General features: G+C 59.9%; 24 protein-coding genes and 1 tRNA gene. 18 read left to right on the top strand and 7 right to left on the bottom strand.

Translation table 11 applies throughout. The features are described 5' to 3' along the window. Positions 1–196: 196 nt before the first annotated feature. A complete protein-coding gene (locus tag A7K61_RS11735; protein WP_003193481.1) occupies positions 197–1,861 on the bottom strand; it encodes an electron transfer flavoprotein-ubiquinone oxidoreductase in 1,665 nt (554 codons plus the stop codon). Between the two features lie 516 nt (positions 1,862–2,377). Between A7K61_RS11735 and A7K61_RS11730 the strand changes: the two genes are divergently transcribed. From A7K61_RS11730 to A7K61_RS11665, 14 genes are all read left to right on the top strand, one after another. Further along, on the top strand, positions 2,378–3,127 hold the full coding sequence (locus A7K61_RS11730) for an electron transfer flavoprotein subunit beta/FixA family protein (protein ID WP_014719538.1): 750 nt from the start codon (positions 2,378–2,380) through the stop codon (positions 3,125–3,127). 2 nt (positions 3,128–3,129) lie between these two features. After that, a complete protein-coding gene (locus A7K61_RS11725; protein WP_032895698.1) occupies positions 3,130–4,059 on the top strand; it encodes an electron transfer flavoprotein subunit alpha/FixB family protein in 930 nt (309 codons plus the stop codon). Between the two features lie 160 nt (positions 4,060–4,219). Next, entirely contained in the window at positions 4,220–5,035 is an 816-nt protein-coding gene (locus A7K61_RS11720; RefSeq protein WP_044275149.1) for an ABC transporter substrate-binding protein, read from the top strand. Positions 5,036–5,044: 9 nt separating this feature from the next. Beyond that, positions 5,045–5,407 (top strand): DUF4398 domain-containing protein, encoded by a 363-nt coding sequence (locus tag A7K61_RS11715; RefSeq protein WP_003193475.1) that lies wholly within the window; start codon positions 5,045–5,047, stop codon positions 5,405–5,407. Further along, on the top strand, positions 5,404–6,216 hold the full coding sequence (locus A7K61_RS11710; RefSeq protein ID WP_069557580.1) for an OmpA family protein: 813 nt from the start codon (positions 5,404–5,406) through the stop codon (positions 6,214–6,216). The genes A7K61_RS11715 and A7K61_RS11710 overlap by 4 nt, the downstream gene beginning before the upstream one ends. 265 nt (positions 6,217–6,481) lie before the next feature. Beyond that, positions 6,482–7,921, top strand: coding sequence for a PLP-dependent aminotransferase family protein (locus A7K61_RS11705; protein WP_003193472.1), 1,440 nt, complete (start codon positions 6,482–6,484; stop codon positions 7,919–7,921). Between the two features lie 93 nt (positions 7,922–8,014). Next, positions 8,015–8,506 (top strand): translation initiation factor 2, encoded by a 492-nt coding sequence (locus A7K61_RS11700; RefSeq protein WP_069557579.1) that lies wholly within the window; start codon positions 8,015–8,017, stop codon positions 8,504–8,506. Positions 8,507–8,668: 162 nt separating this feature from the next. Then, complete coding sequence (locus tag A7K61_RS11695; RefSeq protein ID WP_047711588.1) at positions 8,669–8,923, top strand: YkgJ family cysteine cluster protein; 255 nt, start codon at positions 8,669–8,671, stop codon at positions 8,921–8,923. Between the two features lie 41 nt (positions 8,924–8,964). After that, the gene (locus tag A7K61_RS11690; protein WP_069557578.1) at positions 8,965–9,570 is read left to right on the top strand and encodes an START domain-containing protein; all 606 of its coding nucleotides are present in this window, start codon (positions 8,965–8,967) and stop codon (positions 9,568–9,570) included. Positions 9,571–9,673: 103 nt separating this feature from the next. Beyond that, positions 9,674–9,910 carry a hypothetical protein gene (locus tag A7K61_RS11685; protein WP_047711587.1) on the top strand — a complete coding sequence of 79 codons (237 nt, stop codon included), beginning with the start codon at positions 9,674–9,676 and terminating at the stop codon, positions 9,908–9,910. 213 nt (positions 9,911–10,123) lie between these two features. Beyond that, a complete protein-coding gene (locus tag A7K61_RS11680) occupies positions 10,124–10,465 on the top strand; it encodes a ribonuclease E inhibitor RraB (protein WP_003193463.1) in 342 nt (113 codons plus the stop codon). A gap of 445 nt (positions 10,466–10,910) precedes the next feature. Further along, positions 10,911–12,320: a circularly permuted type 2 ATP-grasp protein gene (locus A7K61_RS11675; RefSeq protein WP_032895706.1), complete on the top strand. Its 1,410-nt coding sequence runs from the start codon at positions 10,911–10,913 to the stop codon at positions 12,318–12,320. 4 nt (positions 12,321–12,324) lie between these two features. Continuing rightward, positions 12,325–13,275: an alpha-E domain-containing protein gene (locus A7K61_RS11670; protein ID WP_060765933.1), complete on the top strand. Its 951-nt coding sequence runs from the start codon at positions 12,325–12,327 to the stop codon at positions 13,273–13,275. After that, complete coding sequence (locus A7K61_RS11665; protein ID WP_047711586.1) at positions 13,272–14,054, top strand: transglutaminase family protein; 783 nt, start codon at positions 13,272–13,274, stop codon at positions 14,052–14,054. The genes A7K61_RS11670 and A7K61_RS11665 overlap by 4 nt, the downstream gene beginning before the upstream one ends. Before the next feature lie 58 nt (positions 14,055–14,112). On the opposite strand, the gene A7K61_RS11660 is transcribed toward A7K61_RS11665, so the two are convergent. Next, complete coding sequence (locus tag A7K61_RS11660) at positions 14,113–14,913, bottom strand: cytochrome c (protein WP_069557581.1); 801 nt, start codon at positions 14,911–14,913, stop codon at positions 14,113–14,115. A 653-nt stretch (positions 14,914–15,566) separates the two neighbouring features. Between A7K61_RS11660 and A7K61_RS11655 the strand changes: the two genes are divergently transcribed. The 3 genes from A7K61_RS11655 (at position 15,567) to A7K61_RS11645 (ending at position 19,864) form a co-directional block, all read left to right on the top strand. After that, positions 15,567–16,772: an acetyl-CoA C-acetyltransferase gene (locus tag A7K61_RS11655; protein WP_044275134.1), complete on the top strand. Its 1,206-nt coding sequence runs from the start codon at positions 15,567–15,569 to the stop codon at positions 16,770–16,772. Positions 16,773–16,788: 16 nt separating this feature from the next. Next, positions 16,789–18,933, top strand: coding sequence for a 3-hydroxyacyl-CoA dehydrogenase NAD-binding domain-containing protein (locus A7K61_RS11650; protein ID WP_069557577.1), 2,145 nt, complete (start codon positions 16,789–16,791; stop codon positions 18,931–18,933). 205 nt (positions 18,934–19,138) lie between these two features. Beyond that, positions 19,139–19,864 carry an amidotransferase gene (locus A7K61_RS11645; protein ID WP_032895712.1) on the top strand — a complete coding sequence of 242 codons (726 nt, stop codon included), beginning with the start codon at positions 19,139–19,141 and terminating at the stop codon, positions 19,862–19,864. Here the strand turns inward: A7K61_RS11645 and A7K61_RS11640 are convergent. The 3 genes from A7K61_RS11640 to A7K61_RS11630 all read right to left on the bottom strand — a co-directional run bounded on the left by A7K61_RS11640 (position 19,861) and on the right by A7K61_RS11630 (position 22,639). Beyond that, positions 19,861–20,832 (bottom strand): magnesium and cobalt transport protein CorA, encoded by a 972-nt coding sequence (locus A7K61_RS11640; protein WP_003193449.1) that lies wholly within the window; start codon positions 20,830–20,832, stop codon positions 19,861–19,863. The two genes, A7K61_RS11645 and A7K61_RS11640, sit on opposite strands and share 4 nt — an antisense overlap. A 158-nt stretch (positions 20,833–20,990) precedes the next feature. Beyond that, the gene (locus A7K61_RS11635; protein WP_069557576.1) at positions 20,991–21,734 is read right to left on the bottom strand and encodes a 1-acylglycerol-3-phosphate O-acyltransferase; all 744 of its coding nucleotides are present in this window, start codon (positions 21,732–21,734) and stop codon (positions 20,991–20,993) included. A gap of 212 nt (positions 21,735–21,946) precedes the next feature. Then, entirely contained in the window at positions 21,947–22,639 is a 693-nt protein-coding gene (locus A7K61_RS11630) for a crotonase/enoyl-CoA hydratase family protein (protein ID WP_069557575.1), read from the bottom strand. 321 nt (positions 22,640–22,960) lie between these two features. On the opposite strand from A7K61_RS11630, the gene A7K61_RS11625 reads away from it, so the two are divergent. Then, positions 22,961–23,050: transfer RNA gene (locus tag A7K61_RS11625), tRNA-Ser, on the top strand. Between the two features lie 147 nt (positions 23,051–23,197). Here the strand turns inward: A7K61_RS11625 and A7K61_RS11620 are convergent. Together A7K61_RS11620 and A7K61_RS11615 are read right to left on the bottom strand one after the other, a co-directional pair. Then, entirely contained in the window at positions 23,198–24,238 is a 1,041-nt protein-coding gene (locus tag A7K61_RS11620) for a DMT family transporter (RefSeq protein ID WP_044275130.1), read from the bottom strand. 68 nt (positions 24,239–24,306) lie between these two features. Further along, on the bottom strand, positions 24,307–24,642 hold the full coding sequence (locus tag A7K61_RS11615) for a hypothetical protein (protein WP_032895768.1): 336 nt from the start codon (positions 24,640–24,642) through the stop codon (positions 24,307–24,309). Between the last annotated feature and the right edge of the window lie 178 nt (positions 24,643–24,820).

Raw genomic sequence — 24,820 nt, 5'->3', positions numbered from 1 at the left:
CGGGGCGCCTGAGATCAAAAGCAGATCAAGATCAAGAGCGGCTCGCTTCGCATCGTGGTTACCGGTGGCTGCGGCGAACTACACAATTGTGTAGATACCTATGGCCATCGCAGGCAAGCCAGCTCCCACATTTTGATCGATATTGCCCACAAAAAAGGCCCCCATCTCGGGAGCCTTTTCTGGTTAAGCGAACGACTTACATATTCGGGTAAGTCGGCCCACCCGCACCTTCCGGCGTTACCCAGGTGATGTTCTGCGAAGGGTCCTTGATGTCACAGGTCTTGCAGTGCACGCAGTTCTGGGCGTTGATCTGGAAGCGCTTCTCGCCGTCTTCCTTGGTCACCACTTCGTACACGCCAGCCGGGCAGTAGCGCTGCGCCGGTTCATCGTAGAGCGGCAGGTTGGTGCCGATCGGGATGCTTGGGTCCTTGAGCTTCAAGTGGCACGGCTGCTCTTCTTCGTGGTTGGTACCGGAGATGAAGACCGAGCTCAGCTTGTCGAAACTCAACTTGCCGTCGGGTTTGGGGTAGTCGATCTTCTGGCTGTCTTTGGCCAGCTTCAGGCAGGCGTAGTCCGGCTTGGTGTCGTGCAGGGTGAAAGGGATCTTGCCGCCGAAAATGTTCTGGTCGAGCCAGTTGAAACCGCCGCCGATGATTGCGCCGAACTTGTGCACGGCCGGGCCGAAATTACGGCTGGCGAACAGTTCTTCGTACAGCCAACTGGCTTTGAAGCTGTCGACATAGGTGGTCAGTTCGTCGCCGCCCTCGGATTCGGCAAACAGGCGGTCGGCCACGGCGTCGGCGGCGAGCATGCCGGACTTCATCGCGGTATGGCTGCCCTTGATCTTGGCGAAGTTGAGGGTGCCCAGGTCGCAACCGATCAGCGCGCCGCCCTTGAAGACCATCTTCGGCAGCGAATTCAGGCCGCCTTTGCAGATCGCACGGGCGCCGTAGCTGATGCGCTTGCCGCCTTCCAGGTACTGGGCCAGCACCGGGTGATGCTTGAGGCGCTGGAATTCATCGAACGGCGACAGGAAGGTGTTGCTGTAGGACAGGTCGACGATCAGCCCGACCACCACCTGGTTGTTTTCCAGGTGATAAAGGAACGAGCCACCGGTGTTCTCGTTACCCATGATGTCCAGCGGCCAACCGGCGGTGTGCACCACCAGGCCCGGCTGGTGCTTGGCCGGATCGATTTCCCAGATTTCCTTCAGACCGATGCCGTAGTGCTGGGCGTCGGCGTCGCTGTCCAGGTTGAAGCGCTGGATCAGTTGCTTGCCGATGTGGCCACGGCAGCCTTCGGCGAACAGCGTGTACTTGCCACGCAGCTCCATGCCAGGGGTGTACAGGCCGTCTTTTGGCTTGCCTTCACGGTCAACGCCAAGGTCGCCGGTGATGATGCCGCGCACCACGCCGTTCTCGTCGAACAGCGCTTCCTGGGCGGCGAAGCCTGGGTAGATTTCCACGCCCAGGTTCTCGGCCTGTTGGGCCAGCCAGCGGCACAGGTTGCCCAGGGAAATGATGTAGTTGCCCTCGTTGTGCATGGTCTTGGGCACAAAGAAGTCGGGCACCTTGGTGGAAGCTTCCGGGCTGCGCAGCACATAGATGTCGTCGCGCACCACCGGCGTGTTGAGGGGGGCGCCGAGTGCTTTCCAGTCCGGGAACAGTTCATTCAGGGCACGTGGCTCAAACACCGCACCGGAGAGGATGTGGGCGCCGACTTCGGAGCCTTTCTCGACCACGCAGACGCTGATTTCCTTACCGGCTTCGGCGGCCTTCTGCTTCAGTCGGCAGGCGGCAGACAGGCCCGCCGGGCCAGCGCCGACGATGACCACGTCGAATTCCATGTATTCGCGTTCCACAGGCTATCTCCTACTCAAGGCTCAACAGGCTTTTTTTTCTAATGGGTGGAGGTTCGGTGTGGTTCTGCGCGAAGGCAGCACCCACCTGTCTCTCTAGGTGGCGCATTATATATAGACCACTGACAGCGTCCAATACAAACGTTTGTTTGAATTGCCTGCAGCCTAGATAAATCAAAGCAACGGGGCTTATGACTGACCATTTTGCCGTATTGACCAGAATAGGCGTTCCGGTCAAGATACGGTCGGTTTTGCGCTTCCCGTAGGCAGACTGCAGGTTTCAAGAGCACGTCCAAAGACAGGCCGAAGGCAATAAAGGTGATGCGCACCCAAACGTTGGGGCGCAGTTTACACGCCGCGATAAAGAATGACCTCTCAGTCACCACTGACGAACGGTCGTCATTTCCCGTGTGCAAGGCCACTGCCGAGGTCTTTGGAGGTGCCCTTGTGTGCCGATGAGCATCAACCGCCAGGTTCGCCTAGGCGACTTTCTTTTCACCGGAGAGTAACGAGGAATCCATGAAGGTTCTTGTAGCTGTCAAACGCGTTGTCGATTACAACGTGAAAGTTCGCGTCAAGGCGGACAATTCCGGCGTCGACCTTGCTAACGTCAAGATGTCGATGAACCCTTTCTGCGAAATCGCTGTGGAAGAAGCCGTACGCCTGAAAGAGAAAGGCGTGGCGACGGAAATCGTCGTGGTGTCCATCGGCCCGACCACCGCCCAAGAGCAGTTGCGTACCGCTCTGGCCCTGGGCGCCGACCGCGCCATTCTGGTGGAGTCCGCTGAAGAGCTGACCTCCCTGGCCGTGGCCAAGCTGCTCAAGGCCGTTGTCGACAAGGAACAGCCACAACTGGTGATCCTGGGCAAACAAGCCATCGACAGCGACAACAATCAGACTGGCCAGATGCTGGCTGCACTGACCGGTTACGGCCAGGGCACCTTCGCTTCGAAAGTCGAAGTGAGCGGCGACAGCGTTGCGGTCACCCGTGAAATCGACGGCGGCGCGCAGACGGTTTCCCTGAAACTGCCGGCCATTGTCACCACCGACCTGCGTTTGAACGAGCCGCGTTATGCGTCCCTGCCAAACATCATGAAAGCCAAGAAGAAGCCCCTGGAGACGCTGACTCCGGATGCTTTGGGCGTTTCTACCGCCTCTACCAACAAGACCGTCAAAGTCGAAGCGCCGGCTGCGCGCAGCGCGGGTATCAAGGTCAAGTCGGTGGCTGAACTGGTCGAGAAACTGAAAAACGAAGCGAAGGTGATCTGATCATGACTATCCTCGTAATCGCCGAACACGATAACAAGGTGCTGGCCCCGGCCACCCTCAACACCGTGGCCGCCGCCGCTAAAATCGGTGGCGACATCCACGTCCTGGTAGCAGGGCAGGGCGCTGGCGCCGTGGTTGAAGCCGCTGCGAAAATTGCGGGCGTGAGCAAAGTCCTGAACGCTGACAATGCCGCTTACGCGCATCAGCTGCCGGAAAACGTTGCACCACTGGTCGCAGAGTTGGGCAAGAGCTACAGCCACATCCTGGCTGCCGCCACCTCCAACGGCAAAAACATCCTGCCACGCGTTGCCGCGCAGCTGGACGTTGACCAGATCTCCGAGATCATCTCGGTAGAAAGCGCCGACACTTTCAAGCGCCCGATCTACGCCGGTAACGCCATCGCTACCGTACAGTCCAACGCTGCGGTCAAGGTCATCACCGTGCGCGCCACCGGTTTCGACCCGGTTGCCGCCGAAGGTGGCTCGGCTGCCGTTGAAGCGGTCTCCGCTGCCCACGACGCTGGCACTTCCAGCTTTGTCGGCGAAGAGCTGGCCAAGTCGGACCGTCCTGAACTGACCGCTGCCAAGATCGTCGTCTCGGGCGGTCGTGGCATGCAGAACGGTGATAACTTCAAGCACCTGTACGCCCTGGCCGACAAGCTGGGCGCTGCGGTCGGCGCTTCTCGCGCAGCCGTTGACGCAGGTTTTGTACCCAACGACATGCAGGTCGGCCAGACCGGCAAGATCGTGGCGCCACAGCTGTACATCGCCGTCGGTATCTCCGGCGCGATCCAGCACCTGGCTGGTATGAAAGACTCCAAAGTGATCGTAGCGATCAACAAGGACGAAGAAGCGCCGATCTTCCAGGTTGCCGATTATGGCCTGGTAGCGGACTTGTTCGAAGCCGTACCGGAGTTGGAGAAGCTGGTCTAATCCAGCTGCTTCACTTATAAAGAGCCCGGTCTTATGACCGGGCTTTTTTATTCCCTGTGGGCGCGAGCTCGCTCGCGAAAAACCCACAGGCGCCGCATTTATTCAGAAAGCACGCGTTATCGTTGACGTTTTTCGCGAGCACTTTAGGAAGGAACATGCCATGGCGCTGCGCCCCTGGACTGTACTGCTGGGCCTTACGCTGCTGCCGAGCCTGACACTCGCCGCCGGCAAGTGCGAGCGCCTGGTGATCACCGGCAGCCCGGACGCACCGCCTTTACTCTGGCGCGACCCTCAGGACCCTACGCACCTGATCGGCGCGACCGCTGACGTGCTGCAACAAGTGGGCAAGGAGCTCGGGCTGAAAATCGACCTGCTCTACGGCGGCAAACGCTCCCTGGCCCTGGAGGAAGCGCGTAGCGGGCGCATGGACATCCTCGCCGACGCACCGCTGAACCTGGGCGAGCTGGACCACTTCGACTACATTCATCCAGCGCTGATGCAGACCGACTACCTGGTGTGGACGCGTAAGGATTCCGCCCTGGTCTATTCCACCGCCGCCGATTTGCACGGCCACAAAGGTGCGGTATCGGAGCGTGCGCGCTTGAGCGCCGAATTCGAGACCTTTGCCGGCCAGCAACTCAACCTGCAACGCCTGCCCAACTTGACGCCGGCCTTCCAGAAACTGTTGTTGGGTGAGGTGGACTACGTGCTGGCCGGGCGCTATTCCGGCATGGCCATGGCCCAGACGCTGGGCATGAGTAATGACCTGGTGGCCCATGCGGTGCCTGTCGATCAGCCTGGCCTGTACCTGGCGATTTCCCACAACTCGGCCTGCAATGATCCGTGGCTGCGCGGACAGCTGACGAAAAAGATGACAGAATTGCCCGCCTCCGGTGTCGCGCAAGCCGCGCTGCAGCGCAATCTGGAGCGCTGGAAGGCGCAACTGCAACAACCTGTCGGCACCCCAACAAAGTAGGGATTTACAGTGATTTTTCGAGCTCTTTTCGCGGCCCTCGCCGTTGTCGCGCTGGCGGGATGTGCAACCGATCCTGCGCCGATCGAACAAATGCGCCTGACCCAGCAAGCCTTGGAACAAGCCACCGCGGTCGGGGCCAACACCGATGAATCCCCCGAACTGAAACTGGCCGAAGAAAAATTCGCCCGGGCCAAGGGCAACATGGCCGACCAATCCTACAAGCGTGCGCGTATGCGCGCCGAGCAGGCTGAGCTGGACGCGCGTCTGGCCGAGGCCAAAGTGCTGACCGGCAAGAGCCAGGAACAATTGAACGTGCTCAATACCCGTATCACTCGCCTGCGTAAGCAGCTGCAGTTGGGAGAGGCACAATGAGCCCGATGATCCGTGGTTTGAGTTGTGTACTGCTGCTGGGCAGCGTGGCCTTGGGCGGTTGTGCCAGCCAACCCACCAGCGAGCAGGCGTTGCAGCAGGCTGGCGATGACTTTCAGAAGGTCAAGGAAGACGCCAACGTGCTGCGCTTCGCCCCCAAAGACGTGATCCGCGCCGGCGAGTCCCTGGCTCGCGCAGACCGCCTGTCCAGCTACTGGGGCAGCGGCGCCGACGTGGTGCATTACGCCTACCTGAGCCAGCGTTACAGCGCCATCGCCCGAGAGCACACCCAGCAGGGCCTGAATGCCGAGCGCGGTACCCAACTGGAACTGGAGCGTCAGCGTCTGCAACTGGCCTTGCGCGAAAACAAGTTGGCCAGCGTGCAACAGCAGGGCAAGTGGGTTGAAGCGCAGATCGCCAGCCTCACCACCCAGACCGATCGTGGCCTGGTGATGACCCTGGGGGACGTACTGTTCGACACCGGCGAAGCTGAACTGCAGAACTCGGCCAACCGCACAGTGCTCAAGATCGTGCAATTCCTGCAACTGAACCCCAAGCGTCGGGTGCGCGTCGAGGGCTACACCGACAACACCGGTGGCGAGCAGGACAACCTGAAACTGTCCCGCGACCGGGCTCAATCGGTGGCCGACCTGTTGATGGACCTGGGTATCGATGACAAGCGCATCGAAGTCGAAGGTTATGGCGATCAATACCCGGTGGAAGCCAATGCCTCCGAGCGTGGTCGTGCGCAGAACCGCCGCGTGGAAATTGTATTCTCCGACGAAAAAGGCCAATTGGGCGCTGCCCGCTAACAGCTGACGCAGATCCAAATTGTGGGAGCGGGCTTGCTCGCGAATGCGGTGGCTCAGCACTGGATGTGCTGACTGACACACCGCTTTCGCGAGCAAGCCCGCTCCCACATTTCGTTTCGGCGATGCCCACCCCAGCTCCCCCCGCAGTTTTTACTGTCACTCCCGCACGCGCTCGACTATTGTGGCAACTGTCCCCGTACACTTCTAAACTGTGCCGGTATGTTTCACACAAAAATAAAATACCCGTGAAATCGAGTGCTGCGTCATGACCAATCTGTTGCTTTACCAACGTATTGCCCAGCAACTGGCTGAGGACATCCGGCGCGGTGTCTATCAACCGGGGGAGCGCGTGCCGTCGGTGCGCAAAATGAGCTCCCAGCTCAATGTGAGCCATGCCACGGTGCTGCAGGCCTACGCCAACCTGGAAGACCAGGGGCTGATCCGGGCGCGGCCGCAGTCGGGCTATTACGTGCATCAGACGCCAGCACTCACGGCGCCTACGCCCGATATCGCACGGGTCGAGCGCCCAGGGTTGGTTACCCGTAGCAGCATCATCCAGCAGGTGTTGGTCGAGTCGCGCCGTGAAGGGGTGTTTCCCCTGGGGGCGGCGGTGCCAAGTGTCGACTACTTGCCGGTGCGGGCCCTGCATCAGCAGTTGGCCAAGGTCACGCGTTTCCAGAGCCCACGGGCCTTCAGCTACATGTTCAGCCCTGGCTTTGAACCCCTGCGCCGCCAGGTGGCGATCCGCATGCGCGATGCCGGGGTGGTCGTGGACCCTTCCGAAGTGGTGATCACCCATGGCTGTGTCGATGCATTGCAGATGTCGCTGCGCGTGCTGACGCGCCCTGGCGACCTGATCGCGGCTGAATCACCCACCTATTACGGCTTGCTGCAATTGGCTGACCTGCTGGGCCTCAAGGTGATCGAAATCCCCAGCGACCCCGCCACGGGCATGAGCCTGGAGGCCTTGCAACTGGCCGCCAACCAATGGTCGATCAAGGCGCTGGTGCTGACCACGCGCCTGAGTAACCCGCTGGGCGGCACCATGCCGGAGGAGCGGCAGAAACAGTTGCTGCGCCTGGCGTCGGACTTCGATATTCAGATTGTCGAAGATGACATTTACGGCGAGTTGATGTTCGAACTTGGCCGCACCAAAGCCCTGAAGGCCTACGACCGCCTTGACCGGGTGATCTATTGCTCAAGCTTTTCCAAGACCTTGTCGCCGGGCGTGCGCATTGGCTGGATGATTGCCGGTAAATACCAGCAGGAAATCCAGCGCCTGCAGATGTTCAGCACGCATTCTGCTTGCAGCGTCACCCAGATGGGCGTCGCGGCCTATCTGGAAAACGGTGGCTACGACCGTCATTTGCGCTACATCCGCCAGGAATACCGCAAGAACCTCAGCGCCTTCCAATTGGCGGTGCAGCAGTATTTCCCCGAAGGCACCCAGATGACCCGCCCGACCGGCGGCTTTATCTTGTGGGTCAGTTTGCCGGGGCGGGTCAATACCCAGGAACTGCATGTGCGTGCCCTGCAACAAGGCATCAGCATTGCGCCAGGACTGATTTTCAGTAATACCGAACAGTTCAACCACTGTATTCGCCTCAATTGCGGCACGCCGTGGAACCGCGAGGCAGAGCGGGCGTTGATGACCCTGGGAATGCTTGCCAGCCAGCTGTGCCAGGAGGCCGCAGCGGGTTTTTGAGGTATGCAAAGGGGACAAGACTGATCTGTGCCCTTGTCATGCCGCGCACAACAAGCGAGCATATGGCCTTCTGCCGTTAATGCTGTTGGCGATATGACTTCTATTTTTCGCGTTACGTTGATGCTTGGTCTGCTGAGCCTGTGCAATGCCGGCAGCGTGCTGGCTGCAGCGCCGGTGGCCGATGGCAAGCCTGCTGTGAGTGCCGAGCAGAAGACCTCAGCCAAGCAGCCAGCGCCTGCGAAAAAAGCCCCCGCGGCACAAAAGAAAGCCGCCTCGACCAAAAAGCGTGCACCCGTGGCGAGCAAGTCCAAGTCGGCCCATGAAGTCGCCCAGACCAAACTGCCACCGGCACAGTTGGATCTGTCCCTGCCTTCGGACATGGTCAGGCACTTGCAGCCTATCGGCACCATGCCCAAGCCCAAGAGCGTGCCCTTGTTGCCGCCGATGTTTGGCGAAAAACCCACCGACAACAGCGCGTTCCAGATCAACGGCCGCTTGCTCAGCAATGAGATGAAGCTGCAACTGCGTAACGAAGAGCGCCGTGATGTTGAAGGCGCTGCGCTGGATTTCGAATTCAAGCAATAAACTTTTTGAGCTCAGGTGACCCGGGTCGCCGACCATCTGTCGCAGACTGGTCGGTCACTTTTGTTTTGTGCGAAAAACCCCTGTTGGGCCATTTTAAAACGGCTGTTTAAGGGCGTACTCTAGCCCGGCCATCCCTATTGAGTCGTCGAGGACCTGCTGGTCATGAAATGCCGTGAAGGCTGTGGCGCATGCTGCATTGCCCCCTCCATCAGTTCACCATTGCCGGGAATGCCCCTGGGCAAACCCGCTGGCGTTCGCTGCGTGCACCTGTCGGCGGAACAACTGTGCCAGTTGTTCGGTCAACCGCAGCGGCCCGCCGTGTGCAGTGATTTCAAGGCGGATATCGACGTCTGTGGCAACGACCAGGCCGATGCCATCCGGCTGATCGGCTGGTGGGAGCAGATGACGGCGGCTTGATGGGCTTTACTATCGGAACTTCAACAATAAGGAATACAACGATGGGTTCGCTGAAACGAGTGGCTGTGCTGTGCGGATTTACGCTGTTGTTTGCGGCCACTGCCCAGGCTGAAGATTGGCAAGTCGCCAAGGACGAAGACGGTATCAAGGTGTCCCTGAGCGAGATTGCCGGTTCCAAGTACAAGGCGTATCGCGGTGTGACGGTGATCAAGGCGCCTTTGGCCAAGGTCCAGGCGCTGCAGGAAGATGTGGCCGGTGCTTGCGCATGGATCCACGAATGCAAATCCCAGAAACTCGTCGACAAGAAAGGCGACGAGGCCTGGACCTACACCCAGTTCAAGGCGCCGTTCCCCGTGACGGACCGCGACTCGTATATCCACGTCACCACCAGCAAAGCTGCTGACGGCACCGTCACGCGCAAACTGGAAGGTGTGCCGACCTACAAGCCTGAAGCAAAAGGCTACGTGCGGGTCGCCCAGGTGGAGGGTTTCTGGAAACTGGTGCCAAAGGGCGATAACCAGACCGAAGTCACCTATCAGGTACACACCGAGCCAGGCGGCAGCGTACCTTCGTGGTTGGCCAACAAGTTCGTGGTGGACGCGCCGTTCAACACCTTGAAAGCCTTGAAAGAACACGCTGAAAAATAAGTGCAGTTGATCCGGTGCCTCCGGGCTTGAGCGGAACGTTTTGCGCGCCGCCAAGGTCCAGATACTTGTAAGCCCACCTATGGGTTTTATCGAGGAGGCACCGATGCAAACGTGGCAAATTACCTTCGTTGATGATCACGGTGAAAAGTCCGTGCAGCAGTTCACCTGCGAACAAAAGCCCAGCCTCGAAGACGCTGCGCATATGATTCGTGCGAAGCTGGTGCCGATTGCTGCCGAACTCGATCTCAATGACCTGGAGGGCCGTAAACCCGAGCCGACGGTCAAGATTCTCAAAGACCAGAACAGTATCCAGATTCTCGATATTTCCCCCGCCGTCTAAACATTTTTCACACGCCACACGAGCACCTCTGGTGGAGGTGATAGCTTCGCGCTACTCTGCAATCGAGATCAGCGAATGAATCGCTAAGGTCTGGTCTTGTCAGCTACATGCTTGTTTTCCTGCGGCGTTGTTATGCCGTGGTGCCCGCGCCAGCAGGGCGCGGGGCTTCAGGAAGCACGGAAAGTCTATCCATCGGTTTGAGGAGGACGTTTCATGAGCACAGCCTATCAAGAAGACATCAGCACCAACGTACTGCGCCGCATGAAAGAAGGCGGCTTTGATTTCTCGCGTTTTCACCCCATCGAGTTCTACGCCATTTTCCCGGATGAGGAACGGGCGCGCAGGGCTGCGGGTCGATTTCGTGGGGAGTCCCTCAATGCCCAGGTCAGCGCGCGCGACGATGGCGCCTGGTACCTGGAACTGAGCAAAATCATGTTCGCAACCTACGACGGCATAGGAGATTTCGAGCAAGACTTTGAGGCAGTGGTGGAGCCCCTGGGTGGGATTATCGAGGGATGGGGCGTCAAGCAGGAGGTGCGTGGGTTACCCATGTAGTTGGTATTTATGAGCAGCACAGCGTATCGGCTGGCCTTTGGGTCGGCCGATTTTGTTTGGGCGGCCGCCGCATCGTGTACGGCCGTTTTACGCGCAAAAAAAAGCCACCCGGATAGGGTGGCGGAAAGGGAAGACTGAGGAGTCATCAGTACACGAATTAACACGTTACTGAATGTGCGAAGGGTTTGGCTGTAGGACGTGTCCTGTTCAACCGATGTGAGCGATTATCCGTATGTGCAGGCGGGCAGTGAAATCAACTCTGACTATGCTGTTGATAGCCAAAGACCGCATTGCAATGAAGCGCACGGTCTGCCCCAGGCAATTGCGCGCACCAGGACGGTGCAGTGCTTCCGCTGGGATTATTCAACTGATTGATTATTAAGTGTTTATGCCGCTGGCACGGGCCTTGCGAAGGTTCTTGCGTCCGGGTGACAAGGAGTACGGCATGATCCGCACTTATTACGATGAAATGTACGATGGGGCAGGGCAGGTTCGCCCCCATTACCGCGAGTTCGCCCGTTGGCTGGCCGACACCCCTGCCGAACTGCTGGCCCAGCGCCGGCGTGAAGCCGATTTGCTGTTCCACCGCGCCGGCATCACCTTCACCCTCTACGGGGACGAACAAGGCACCGAGCGCCTGATCCCCTTTGACACCATCCCCCGCAGCATTCCGGCGAGTGAATGGCGGATTGTCGAGCGCGGTTGCATCCAGCGGGTCAAGGCGCTGAACCTGTTCCTCGCCGACCTGTACCACGACCAACGCATCATCAAGGCCGGCATCATTCCTGCCGAACAGGTACTGGCCAACGAGCAATACCAACTGGCAATGCAGGGCCTGGATTTGCACCGCGATATCTATTCGCACATCTCCGGGGTCGACCTCGTACGCGATGGCGACGGCACGTACTACGTACTTGAAGACAACCTGCGCACGCCCAGCGGTGTCAGCTACATGCTTGAAGACCGCAAAATGATGATGCGTCTGTTCCCCGAGCTGTTCGCCGCCCAGCGCATCGCACCCATCGACCATTACCCCAACTTGCTGCTCGATACCCTCAAAAGCGCCAGCCCTCTGGATAACCCCAGTGTGGTGGTACTGACGCCCGGGCGTTTCAACAGCGCGTTCTTCGAACATGCCTTCCTGGCCCGGGAGATGGGCGTGGAGTTGGTGGAGGGCGCGGATTTGTTCGTGCGCGATGACCGTGTATTCATGCGCACCACCGACGGGCCCAAGGCTGTCGATGTGATCTACCGTCGCCTCGATGATGCATTTCTCGACCCCTTGGCATTCAACCCCGACTCGATGCTCGGTGTGCCCGGCCTGCTGGCCGCCTATCGCTGCGGCAATGTGGTGCTGGCCAATGCCATTGGCACCGGGGTTGCGGACGATAAATCGGTTTACCCGTTCGTCACTGAGATGATCCGCTTCTACCTCGACGAAGAACCGATCCTGCAGAACGTTCCGACCTTCCAATGCCGTAAGCCTGACGAGTTGTCCCACGTACTGGCCAACCTGCCCGACCTGGTGGTCAAAGAAACCCAAGGCTCAGGCGGCTACGGCATGTTGGTTGGCCCGGCGTCTACAACCGCAGAAATCGAAGCGTTCCGGGCGCGTATCAAGGCCAAGCCACACGCCTATATCGCGCAGCCAACCCTGTGTTTATCCACGTGCCCGACCTTTGTCGAAAACGGCATCGCCCCACGCCACATAGACCTGCGCCCCTTCGTGTTGTCCGGCAAGGAGACCCGTGTGGTACCGGGTGGCCTGACCCGCGTGGCGCTGCGCGAAGGCTCGCTGGTGGTCAACTCGTCCCAGGGCGGCGGGACCAAAGACACCTGGGTGGTCGAGGACTGATGCCATGTTGAGTAGAACTGCCTCGGATTTGTACTGGATGTCGCGCTACCTGGAACGCGCCGAAAACCTCGCGCGCATGCTCGATGTCAGCTATTCGCTGTCGCTGATGCCCCAGGATGGGCGCGGTGATGGCCTGCACGAACTGGCCATGCCGCTGTTGATCACCGGCACCCTGGAGGATTACCACGCGCGCCATGGCCCCTTGCACGCTGAACGCTTGCTGCACTTTTTTGCCCTGGACGCGGCCAACCCGGCGAGCATCTATAGCTGCCTGGGCGCGGCGCGGGCCAGCGCCCATGCGGTGCGTGGGCGCATCACCGCCGACATGTGGGAAAACATCAACGCCACCTGGCTGGACATTCGCGATATCGCCCAGCAGGGGCTGAGCCACTACGGCATGAGCCGGTTTTGTGAGTGGGTCAAGGAGCGTTCCCACCTGTTCCGCGGGGCCACTTACGGCACCATCATGCGCAACGATGCCTTTCGCTTTATTCGCTTGGGCACCTTCATTGAGCGCGCCGATAACACCCTGCGCCTGCTGGATGCCCGCTACGAAATGGCCGGCGAACAGGCTGAGGCGGTCAGCGATGGCACGGCTCACGCGTATTACCAATGGAGTGCGTTGCTGCGCGCCCTGTCGTCATTCGAGGCGTACACCGAGATTTATCGCGATGCACCGGGGGCTCGGCAAGTGGCCGAGCTGCTGCTGTTACGCGCCGATGTGCCGCGTTCGCTGCGCGCTTGCAGCGAAGAGATCGACCAGATCCTCGCCAGCCTGCCCGGCATCAACGGCCGCCCGGCCCAGCGCCTGGCCGCCGAGATGGATGCGCGCCTGCGCTTTACCGCCATCGACGAAATCCTCGAGGAAGGCCTGCATGCCTGGCTGACCGACTTTATCCCTTTGGTCCGCCAGTTGGGCGACGCCATCTACAGTTCCTACCTGGAGGCGGCATGAGACTCTCCATCAGCCACGACACCACCTACCACTACGAAGACCAGGTGCGCGCCAGCATCCAGTACCTGCGCCTGACGCCCCATGACAGCGAGCGCCAGCACGTGCTGAGCTGGCAACTCGACCTGCCGCGCCCGGTGCGGGCGCAGGTGGACCCCTTCGGCAACATCTTGCATGTGCTCACGCTGGATGAACCCCACGACGCCATCATCATCGGCGCCCGGGGCGTGGTGGAGATCGATGAATTGCGCGAGGCCGAACATGAAAGCCAGTCTGCCTTTCCGTTCCTGCGCTCCACGCGTCTCACCGAGCCCGACGACGCCCTGCGCGGGTTTGCCGAGCAACACTGCCATCAGCGCCGCGACCGCACGGCGCTTATCGACTTGATGCAGGCGCTTAACCACGCCATGGTTTACACCCCCGGCGCGACCGACGTCGATACCTGCGCCGCCCAGGCCTTCGCAGGTGCCGCTGGGGTGTGCCAGGACCACACTCATGCGTTCCTGGCCTGCGCACGCAGCCTGGGGATCCCGGCGCGGTATGTGTCGGGGTATTTGTACACCGAAGACAGCGCGCACCTGGCCAGCCATGCCTGGGCCGAAGCCTGGCTGGATGACGCCTGGTACAGCTTTGACGTGACCAACCAACTGGCGCGGCCGGAGCGGCACTTGAAGCTGGCCGTGGGCCTGGACTACCTCGACGCCTGCCCGGTACGCGGCATGCGCCGTGGCGGTGGGCATGAGCAGATGCATGCCAAGGTATTCGTGGCGCCGCAGCAATGATCGTTCCCGCGCTCTGCGTGGGAATGATCGATAACTGTAGGAGCGAGCAAGCTCGCTCCTACAACTTGCGGCCTGCCATATGCCGCAGATACCCCACCAGCAAATCCAACTCATTGTCTGGCAATACACTGGCTGTAAACGCCGGCATCTTCGCCTGTGGCCAATGCCTCAGGCTTTGCGGATCGCGGATGTAACGCTTGAGGAAATCTCCGCTGAAATACTCGGTGGGGTTGTAGGGCACATTCAGGTCCGGGCCCATCTGGGCATCACCGCCGCCATTGAGGCGATGGCACGCCAGGCAGTTCTTCTGGAACAACGCAAAGCCCTGGTTGATCGGGTCGTTCGCCGCCAGTTTCTGGTCGGGCAATAACGCCGGGAAACGCTCGCCAACCGTCTGCAACTGTTTGAATTTCGATACCTGGAACGGCCACTGTTCCGGGCTGATATGCCCGGCTTGAGGGTGGGTCCAGACCAGATAGAACGGCCCGGCGCTGGGCTTGCCTTGCGCCAGCGGTGGCCATGGATGCGCCGGGTCTTCCACGGCCAGCCAGGCGCGGGCGCCGTTTTTTTCCAGTAACGGTGCGGCGGCAAGTTCGGCGGCAAAACCATCAAGGGCAACGGCTTGCAGGTGGTTCGCAGCTTTAAGGCCCGGTAAGAGCACCGCGAGGGGCACCGCGCGATAGGTCATCGTGCGCTTGTAGGACACATCATCGACGATCTGCACCGTCTGAGCGTCGGGGTGCTTGAGCAACTCGGCGGTCTGCCAGGTCTTTTGGCTGTGGTCCAGCTCGATGGTCAAGGGTGCCGCCGCCGCAGGCAGGCTGAGCAGCAGGGCAAAAAGGGCTAGGATCGGTTTCAAGGCACAGGCCCGTTGCAAGAGAGTAAGGGCGCACACGATAACGGAAAACGGCAGGTAAAAAGACAGCCCCTGCAACAGGCGCGCTAAGCGCAATGTCCTGGCAGGTGCTGCCAAAAGCTGCTGGCCTGGTGCGGTGCGTTCACGACCGGTGGGAGCGCAATCTTCACCCAATAACCTTGGGTAAATTGGGCAAGATCAGAATCAGGGTGGTGGCGAACAGAATAAGTCCCGCCTGACGTACTTTCGATTGTTTGAACATGGCTGACTGCCTTTTCTTTTGTTGTTATTCCTGAGCGTCAAATGCGTGCCGTTGTATCCAGTATCGCGAGGTGACGTTGCACTTTTCTTACAGCTGCTCCAGCAAAACCCGGCAGCAGCGTCTTACAAGTTCAACCTTAGAGCGCCCGTTCTTTCTGGCTTAGACCCATTTCATATCAGCTAATAAGCATTTGCGCTAAAAACGGCATGAGGCTTATTGCCATCTTGGCGCCAACCCTAGGGCTAGACCGCTAAAACGATTAATCAGGGTTTTCCCATAGGGACCTACCGTTCGTCCGAGCGAGGGGGTCAAAAGCAATGAGCGCATCCGTCATTGAAACCGTGTCAATCGGGCCTAAGGTAGGGGCACACACCCACAGCGGTTCGAGGATGTCATGACCCAAGCTTTGATCTTTGATGCGATACGCACGCCCCGGGGTAAAGGCAAGGCCGATGGTGCCCTGCACAGCGTCAAGCCGGTAAACCTGGTGGCGGGCCTGCTTACGGCGCTGGCGCAACGCAGCGACCTCGACACCCGCCAAGTGGATGACATCGTCCTGGGCTGCGTCACACCGGTGGGGGACCAAGGCGCCGATATCGCCAAGACCGCCGCGCTGGTGGCCGACTGGGATGTCTGTGTTGCCGGTGTGCAGGTCAATCGCTTCTGCGCGTCGGGCCTGGAAGCGGTGAACCTGGGGGCGATGAAGGTGCGTTCCGGCTTCGAAGACCTAGTGGTGGTTGGCGGTGTCGAATCCATGTCCCGCGTGCCCATGGGCAGCGATGGCGGCGCCTGGGTACTCGACCCGCAAACCAATATGCACAGCCACTTCACCCCCCAAGGCATTGGCGCCGACCTGATCGCCACCCTGGAAGGCTTCACGCGCCAGGATGTCGACAGTTTTGCCCTACAGTCCCAGCAGAAAGCCGCCAGGGCGCGGGCAGACGGTTCCTTCAATAAGTCGCTGATCGCGGTGCACGACCAGAACGGCATCGTGCTGCTGGACCATGACGAATTTATCCGTGGCGACTCAACCCTCGAGGGCTTGGGTAAGCTCAAGCCCAGCTTCGAAATGATGGGCCAGATGGGCTTCGATGCCACCGCGCTGCGGGTCTACAGCCACGTGGAGCGCATCCACCATGTGCACACGCCGGGCAACAGCTCCGGGATCGTGGACGGCGCCGCGCTGATGTTGATCGGCTCCGAGGCCAAGGGCCGCGAGCTGGGCCTGCAACCACGGGCGCGCATTGTCGCCACGGCGGTGACCAGCACCGACCCGACCATCATGCTCACCGGCCCCGCGCCGGCCACTCGCAAGGCGCTGGCCAAGGCCGGCCTGCGGGTTGAAGACATCGACCTGTTCGAAGTCAACGAAGCCTTTGCTTCGGTGGTGCTCAAGTTCATCAAGGACATGGGCATCGACGCCGCACGGGTCAATGTCAACGGCGGCTCCATCGCCATGGGCCACCCCTTGGGCGCCACCGGCTGCGCGATCCTCGGCACCTTGCTCGACGAGCTGGAGGTGCGCCAGCAACGCTACGGCCTGGCCACCTTGTGTGTCGGCGGTGGCATGGGAATCGCCACCATTATCGAACGCCTCTGAGCCTAAGGAATTTGTCATGACCGATGCCATTCGTTACGAAAAAGGCCAGGACCAGATCGTGGTGCTGACCCTCGACATGCCCGGCCAGAGCGCCAACACCATGAACGCCGCCTACCGTGAAGCCATGGCGGCCACCCTCACGCGCCTGGAAGCGGAAAAGGACGAGATCGCCGGGGTGGTGATCACCTCGGCCAAGAAAACCTTTTTTGCCGGCGGCGACCTCAATGAGCTGATCAAGGTCGACAAAGCCCAGGCCAAGGCGTTCTACGACAGTGTGTTGGTGTTGAAAGCGCAGTTGCGCCGCCTGGAAACCCTCGGCAAACCGGTGGTGGCCGCGATCAATGGCGCGGCCCTGGGCGGTGGGTGGGAGATTTGCCTGGCCTGCCACCACCGGGTCGCGCTGGACGACAAGTCAGTGCAACTGGGTTTACCGGAAGTGACCCTTGGCCTGTTGCCAGGGGGCGGCGGCGTGGTGCGGATGGTGCGCATGCTTGGCCTGGAAAAAGCCTTGCCGTATTTGCTCGAAGGTAAAAAGGTGCGGCCTGCCCAGGCCCTGCAAGCGGGCTTGATTGATGAGGTGGCGGCGGATCGCGAGGCATTGCTGGCCAAGGCCCGTGCCTGGATTCTGGCTAACCCCGAAGTCAGGCAACCCTGGGACAACAAGGGTTACGCGATTCCCGGCGGCACGCCGTCCCACCCTAAAGTCGCGCAGATGCTCGCCATTGCGCCGTCGATTTTGCGCAGCAAGACCCAGGGCTGCTTCCCCGCGCCGGAGAAAATCCTCTGTGCCGCCGTGGAGGGCGCCCAAGTGGACTTCGACACCGCGCACCTGATCGAAACCCGCTACTTCACCGAACTGGTGACCGGGCATGTGGCAAAAAACATGATCGGCACCTTCTGGTTCCAGCTCAACCAAATCAATGCCGGCAGCTCACGCCCCCAGGGCTATGCGCCCTACGTCACGCGTAAGGTCGGTGTGCTCGGCGCCGGGATGATGGGCGCGGGCATCGCCTATGTCAGTGCCTGTGCGGGTATCGAGGTGGTGCTCAAGGACATCACCCTGGCCGCCGCCGAAAAAGGCAAAGCCCATTCGGCTGCATTGCTGGACAGGAAGGTCAGCCGTGGGCAACTGACCGCCGAACAGCGCGAAACCACCCTGGCGCGCATTCATCCTACTCAGGATGACGCCGACCTGGCCGGCTGCGACCTGATCATCGAGGCCGTGTTCGAAGACCGCGCACTCAAGGCCAAGGTCTCGGCTGCGGCGCAAAACGTGGTGGGGGCCGACGCGGTGATCGCCTCCAACACCTCCACCTTGCCCATCAGCGGCCTGGCCACGGCGGTGCCCGATCAAGCCAAGTTCATCGGCCTGCACTTCTTCAGCCCCGTGGACAAGATGCCCCTGGTGGAAATCATCAAAGGTGCGCGCACCAGCGACGAAACCCTGGCCCGAGGGTTTGACTTCGTACTGCAAATCAAGAAAACCCCGATTGTGGTCAACGACAGTCGCGGTTTCTTTACCTCGCGGGTATTCGGCACCTTTACCAACGAAGGCATCGCCATGCTCGGCGAAGGCGTGGCGGCGCCGATGATCGAGACCGAAGCGCGCAAGGCCGGGATGCCAGTGGGGCCGCTGGCGGTGTCCGATGAAGTGTCCCTGAGCCTGATGAGCCATATCCGACAGCAAACGGCCAAGGACCTGCAGGCCGAAGGCAAGGCCATGCCGAACCACCCGGCGACGGCGGTGATCGATCTGTTGGTGAACGAATACAAGCGCACGGGCAAGGCGGCCGGCGCTGGTTTTTACGATTATCCCGCTGGCGGTCAGAAGCATCTGTGGCCTGAGCTGAAAACCCGCTTTGAACAGCCCGGTAAGCAAATCTCACCCCAGGACGTGCGTGACCGCTTGCTGTTTATCCAAGCCATCGAAACCGTACGCTGCGTGGAGGAGGGCGTGTTGATGTCCACGGCGGACGCCAACGTCGGTTCCATCTTCGGCATCGGCTTTGCCGCATGGAGTGGCGGCGCGTTGCAGTTTATCAACCAGTACGGGCTGAACGACTTCATCGCCCGCGCCCGCTACCTCGCCGAGGAGTACGGGGAGCGCTTCTCGCCGCCGGCGTTGTTGCTGGAAAAAGCCGCAAAAGGCGCACTGTTTTAGACGTTCCACTGTAGGAGCGAGCTTGCTCGCGAAGAACGCACTGGCAACGCTTTTATCCAGGCTACCTGCGTTATCGTTGACGTTTTTCGCGAGCAAGCTCGCTCCTACAGTGTGTGTGGGTGCCCATTGGGGGCTTGCTTTGGGGGGGTATTTCAAGGCAGGCTCTGGGTGTGCAATATTCCCATCGCCGTGTCAGGTATTTTTTATGTCGCTACGCGTCTGCATCCTGGAAACCGATATTCTGCGTCCCGCTTTGATCGATGAGTACCAAGGCTATGGGCAGATGTTCAAGCGCCTGTTCGCCAAGCAACCGATTGCCGCCGAGTTTGTCGTCTACAACGTGGTGCAGGGCGAATACCCGCCGGATGACGAGGTGTTTGACGCGTACCTGATCACCGGCAGCAAGGCCGATTCGTTCGGGACCGACCCTTGGATCCAGACCCTCAAGACCTACCTGCTCACGCGCTATGAGCGTGGCGACAAGCTGCTGGGTGTGTGCTTCGGCCATCAATTGCTCGCGCTGCTGCTGGGCGGCAAGGCCGAGCGTGCCAGCCAGGGCTGGGGCATGGGCACCCACGACTACAAGCTGGACGCCAAGGCCCCGTGGATGAGCCCCGAGGTGCCTGAGCTGAGGATGTTGATCAGCCACCAGGACCAAGTCACTACATTGCCGGACAATGCCACGGTCATCGCTTCCAGCGAATTCTGCCCGTTTGCCGCGTATCACATCGGCGACCAGGTGCTGTGCTTCCAGGGCCATCCGGAGTTTGTTCACGACTATTCCCGCGAGTTGCTGGAAATACTTCAGACAACCCTGGGTGAAAAGGTCTACAGCAACGGCGTGGCCAGCCTGGAACGCGACCACCACGGCGTCACCGTGGCGGAATGGATGATGCGCTTCGTTGCGCATCAGCCTGAAGCCAAGGCTTAAAGCCAGCCCGAACGTTTGAAGCTGGCCCATAGCCCGGTACAGCCCAGGGTAATAAACCCGAGCACCGCAAAATAGCCGTAGTGCCATTGCAGTTCGGGCATGTTCTGGAAGTTCATCCCATAAATCCCCGCCACCGCCGTGGGGAACGCCAGGATCGCCGCCCACGCGGCGAACTTGCGCTGCACCACGCTCTGGCGCGAGGCTTCCAGCAGCACACCGATCTCGATGGTCTGGCTGGCGATGTCGCGCAAGGTGGTGAGGTCTTCCATCTGCCGCGTAACGTGGATTTGCACATCACGAAAATACGGGCGCATGTTCTTGTCAATAAACGGGAAGCTGAGCTTCTGCAACTCCTGGCTGATCTCGACCATGGGCGCCACGTGCCGCTTGAGCCGCAACACATCGCGGCGCAGGCCGTGGAGGTGCTGGATATCACGCTCGTTGAGTGAACTGCACAGCACGTTACGCTCCAGCTCATCGATCTCGGCGTGGATCGCCTCGCTCACCGGCTGATAGTTTTCGGTGACAAAATCCAGCAACGCGTAGAGTACGAAATCTTCCCCATGCTCCAGCAACAACGGGCGCGCCTCACAACGCTGGCGCACAAAACCGTAGGACGCCGAGTGGCCATTGCGGGCGGTGATGATGTAGCCGTTGCCGGCAAAGATATGGGTCTCGATAAACTCCAGCTTGCCGTTCTCGCGCACCGGTGAGTAGGTGACGATAAACAGCGCATCGCCGAAGGTTTCCAGCTTCGGACGGCTGTGTTTTTCCATGGCGTCTTCGATCGCCAGCTCGTGCAGGTTGAACTGGCGTTGCAGGTTGTTCAATTCCTGGGCACTGGGCTCTTCCAAGCCGATCCACACAAAGTGCCCAGGTTTGGCGGCCCAGGCCGCGCCTTCATCGAGAGTAATATCCGAGACTTTCTTACCGGCGCTGTAGACGGCAGCCGCAACAACTCTACCCATGGTGCTGATCACTTCTTATCAAGAGGACAGATGTTGGGCAGCTTAGCCTGAATGGCGTTCCGTTGTTGCTCACCGACATTGCCCACTCCCCTATAGGAGCGAGCTTGCTCGCGAAAATCGTCACCGATAACGCAGCGCCATCAGGTGACCCGCGTCGCTTATACGTTTTTCGCGAGCAAGCTCGCTCCTACAAGCTCACGGTCCATCTGCGCGATGCACTCATCCATCTGCGTTTGACACGTCAGCAGCAAATGAGGGATGTCATCCACCGTCAACCCACAGGTAGGAATCGGCGGCAACGAGCGTATCAGCACACTGCCGCTGGCCCAGCGATTGAGCTTCATCTGCGTCACGTAATTGCTGACACACACCTGCACAATAGGCACACCGGCCGCAATCGCCATATGAAACGCGCCTTTCTTGAACGGCAACAACCCTTTGCCCAGGTTGCGCGTGCCCTCCGGGAACACCCAGATCGACGTGTCCTCATGCTGCAAGGTATGCGTGGTGGTCAGCATCGCACGCCGCGCCTTGTGTGCATTGCCACGGTCAATCAGCACATTGCCCGCCAGCCAGAACAGCTGGCCGAACAGCGGTACCCATTTCAGGCTTTTCTTGGCGATGCAGACCGTGCGATGCGGCACTACATTGCCGAGCACAAACAGATCGTAGTTGGACTGATGGTTGGCGATCACCACGCAGGTACCGGGCTTGTTGCGCAGCGAGTCGACGTCGGCCTTCACGTTCAAGCCCAGGATCCGCATGGCTGGCAACGCATAGAGGCGAGCGCAGAGACGGCTGTTGTCCGGATTGAACGGCCGGCACACACCGACCAGCACACCCAGCACGCCGGCGATCATAAAATGCAGGCCCATCAACAACATACGCAACAGAAAAAGCATCGACACGGCCCATCGGGACAAAAGGTGGCGCAGTGTACGGATGTGCACTGTATTCGGCAATTGCCCCTACAGACGTAGGAGATAGCCGATGTTTAAGCGCATGTGTCCACATTGGCCGATAACGGCTAACTAGAGCGGTTATGGAGGTTTCACATTCATAGGTAAGAAAAAGCCCGACTCAAGGTCGGGCTCAGGCACGAAAGGTGTAGGACTTAGCTCAGGCTATGGCCCTGATCCTGGATAATTGCATCGTCCAGGGCTTCGAGCAGTGTGCGGCGTACTTTCAACTTAGTGTGTTTGTGCGCGTTCATATTGATCGTCTTCAACTGCCGTGCCGCTTCCAGTGCAGCCGCGTGCAGTTCTTCCGGTGCCACCACCTTGTCAAGGAAACCGGCGTGCAGGGCGCCTTGTGGATCAAACATCTCGGCATTGATCACCGAACGCTGAAACGCCGACTTACGCAGGCGATCCCGCGCCAACTCGATACCGGCATGGTGCATGGTCATGCCAATCGCCACTTCATTGAGGCCAATGCTGAACGGGCCTTCGACGCCAATCCGATAATCGGCCGACAACAACAGGAACGCGCCCTTGGCCACCGCATGGCCTGGGCAGGCCACGATTACCGGGAACGGATGCGCCAACATCCGCCGCGCCAGGGTTGAACCTGAAGTCACCAGGCTGATCGCCTCTTTCGGGCCGGCGGTCATCACCTTCAAATCATAACCGCCCGACAAAATCCCCGGCGTGCCCGTGATGATCACCACCGCCCGATCCTTCTCGGCCTGATCCAGCGCCGCATTAAACTCACTGACCACCGCCGGAGAAATGGCATTCACCTTGCCGTTGCTCAGGGTCAGGGTCGCGATACCGTCTTCGAAGTGGTAGGCAATCAACTCACTCATGACGCGGTTCCTTGTAGGGCTTGTTATAGAGATAGATGCACAGACGTTACTCACCACGCCCCCGCGGGTAAAGCGCCGTGACTGACTACCCAGTCAGGCTTTTCCCGCGTCCCCATGGGTAGACACCCCGCAGCAGGGCGCAGCAAGCGCTCCAGACGCCTGCCGCCGATGCCCGAGAATGGCACAATCACCACCCCTCGCCGGGAGGGGAATGGCATAACCGTCTAAGCGCATGAAAATTCTGAAAAAAACCTTTGCCATCAGAAAGGCTTTCGACTACATTAGCGCGCCTCGACAGACTGAACTGGTTTGACGAGATACGGTGAAGTGTCCGAGTGGCTTAAGGAGCACGCCTGGAAAGTGTGTATACAAGAAATTGTATCGAGAGTTCGAATCTCTCCTTCACCGCCAAATTCGATGTAAACAAAACCCCTGGTTTCGAAAGAAACCAGGGGTTTTGTGATTTCTGGGTTTGAAAAGTACAACTTTTATCAGCTCAGTTGTCTGGCCTTTCAGTCTGCGGCCGCATGACGTCACACCCTATGCCTAAGCCCGCCCTCAATGCCTATGCCGATGATGCACATCCGGAAAATGCGCATGGCTATGCCTCATCACCCCATGTGCATGCACATGGCTATGAGGCACCTTCGAGTCCCACTCAAACCCATGCTCATGTTGATGATGCTCATCATGCACATGCCAATGCCCATGTTGCGTTGCCTCATGCAGATGCTCATGGGCATGCCGCTCCGTCAGGTGCAGCCACACGCCCACGGCCATCAGCGCCGAGGCAATCCAGAAGGCCACGGTCACCGACTCGCCAAACACCAGCAACGCCACTGCAGCACCGAGAAAGGGTGCCGTGGAGAAGTAGGCGCCGGTGCGCGCGCTGCCCAGCCCGCGGAGGGCCAGCACGAACATCACCAGGCTGATGCCATAGCCGAGGAAACCTACCAGTAGAATCGGCGCCAGTTGCGCCATGCCGGGAATCTGCGCCCCGAGGTAAAGTGCCAGGCTGCAATTGACCAGCCCCGCAATCAAGCCTTTGGCACCTGCGATAAACAATGCGTCAGACGCGGACACTTTGCGCGTGAGGTTGTTATCGATCCCCCAGCACAAACACGCCAGCGCAACGGCAAGCGGTCCGGTCCAGTCCTGGCGGCTGCCGTCAGCACCGGACCCTGACAACACCACGCCGCCCAGCACAATGGCGAGCATGCCGAGGACGATGCGTCGGTCGGCGTTTTCGCGGAACACGACCCAGGCGATCACGGCGGTCAGTACCGACTCAAGGTTGAGCATTAGCGAGGCGCTAGCGCTGGTGGTGCGGGTCAGGCCGAACATCAATGCAACGGGGCCGAGGATGCCGCCGAAGGCTATGGCGCCGAGTAGCCAGGGCCATTCCGATGGGGTTAGCCCGGTAGGTTTCCAGCCGCGATCACGGATCAAGCGCACACCGGCAAGGCCGATGCCGCTGCCGAGGTAGAGCAGGCCGGCGAGCAGGATGGGAGAGAGGCCCAGGCCAAGGCTTTTGGCCAGCGGGGTGCTGGCCCCGAACAGGGCGGCGGCGGCGAGTGCGTAAGCGATACTGAGATTCATGGGCCATCCTCGAAGGTCAGGCCCATGATACGTCGCTTGCCGGGGTCAGCGCCCTGGCAGTTTCATACTTACTGCGCGGTTTTCAGCTTGATCACATCACCGGAGATCTTGGTGGTGTAGCCGTTCAATACCCAGGCCCAGAACCACTTTTCCTGCACTTGGGTGTTGATCAGCGCGTCGCCGCCCTTGGCCTTGATGGCTGCATCCTGGGCGCGCACGAAGCGGTTGTTCTGGCCAATGGGGATGACGCCCAGCAGCATGATGCCGGTGGCGCTGGCTTCGCTGTGGCCCAGCACGGTGTATTGGCTGGCGTCGTATTGCTGGGTTTTCATGGCGGTGCCGGTGCAACCTGCCAGGGTGAAACCAAGTACGGCTGCTGCTACGACTTTACTGAGGTATTTCACTTATAACTCCATAGATTCAAGCTCGAGATTCAATTCTCGGGGGCGACACTTTAAGCGCTCAGATGGCAGATTGAAATCGATCAGCGAGGCTGGGATGCAGATGGCTCAGTTTGGCGCGTGCTCTGCGGTGATCCCATCGCAGCCTCGCTGGGGCTCGACAGCTCCCACATATAGATGC

It is taken from the genome of Pseudomonas sp. AP42, assembly GCF_001728935.1.
Classification (GTDB): Bacteria; Pseudomonadota; Gammaproteobacteria; order Pseudomonadales; family Pseudomonadaceae; genus Aquipseudomonas; species Aquipseudomonas lactis.
Note: the sequence above shows the minus strand (reverse complement) of the source record. Positions and strands in the feature narration are given on the sequence as shown.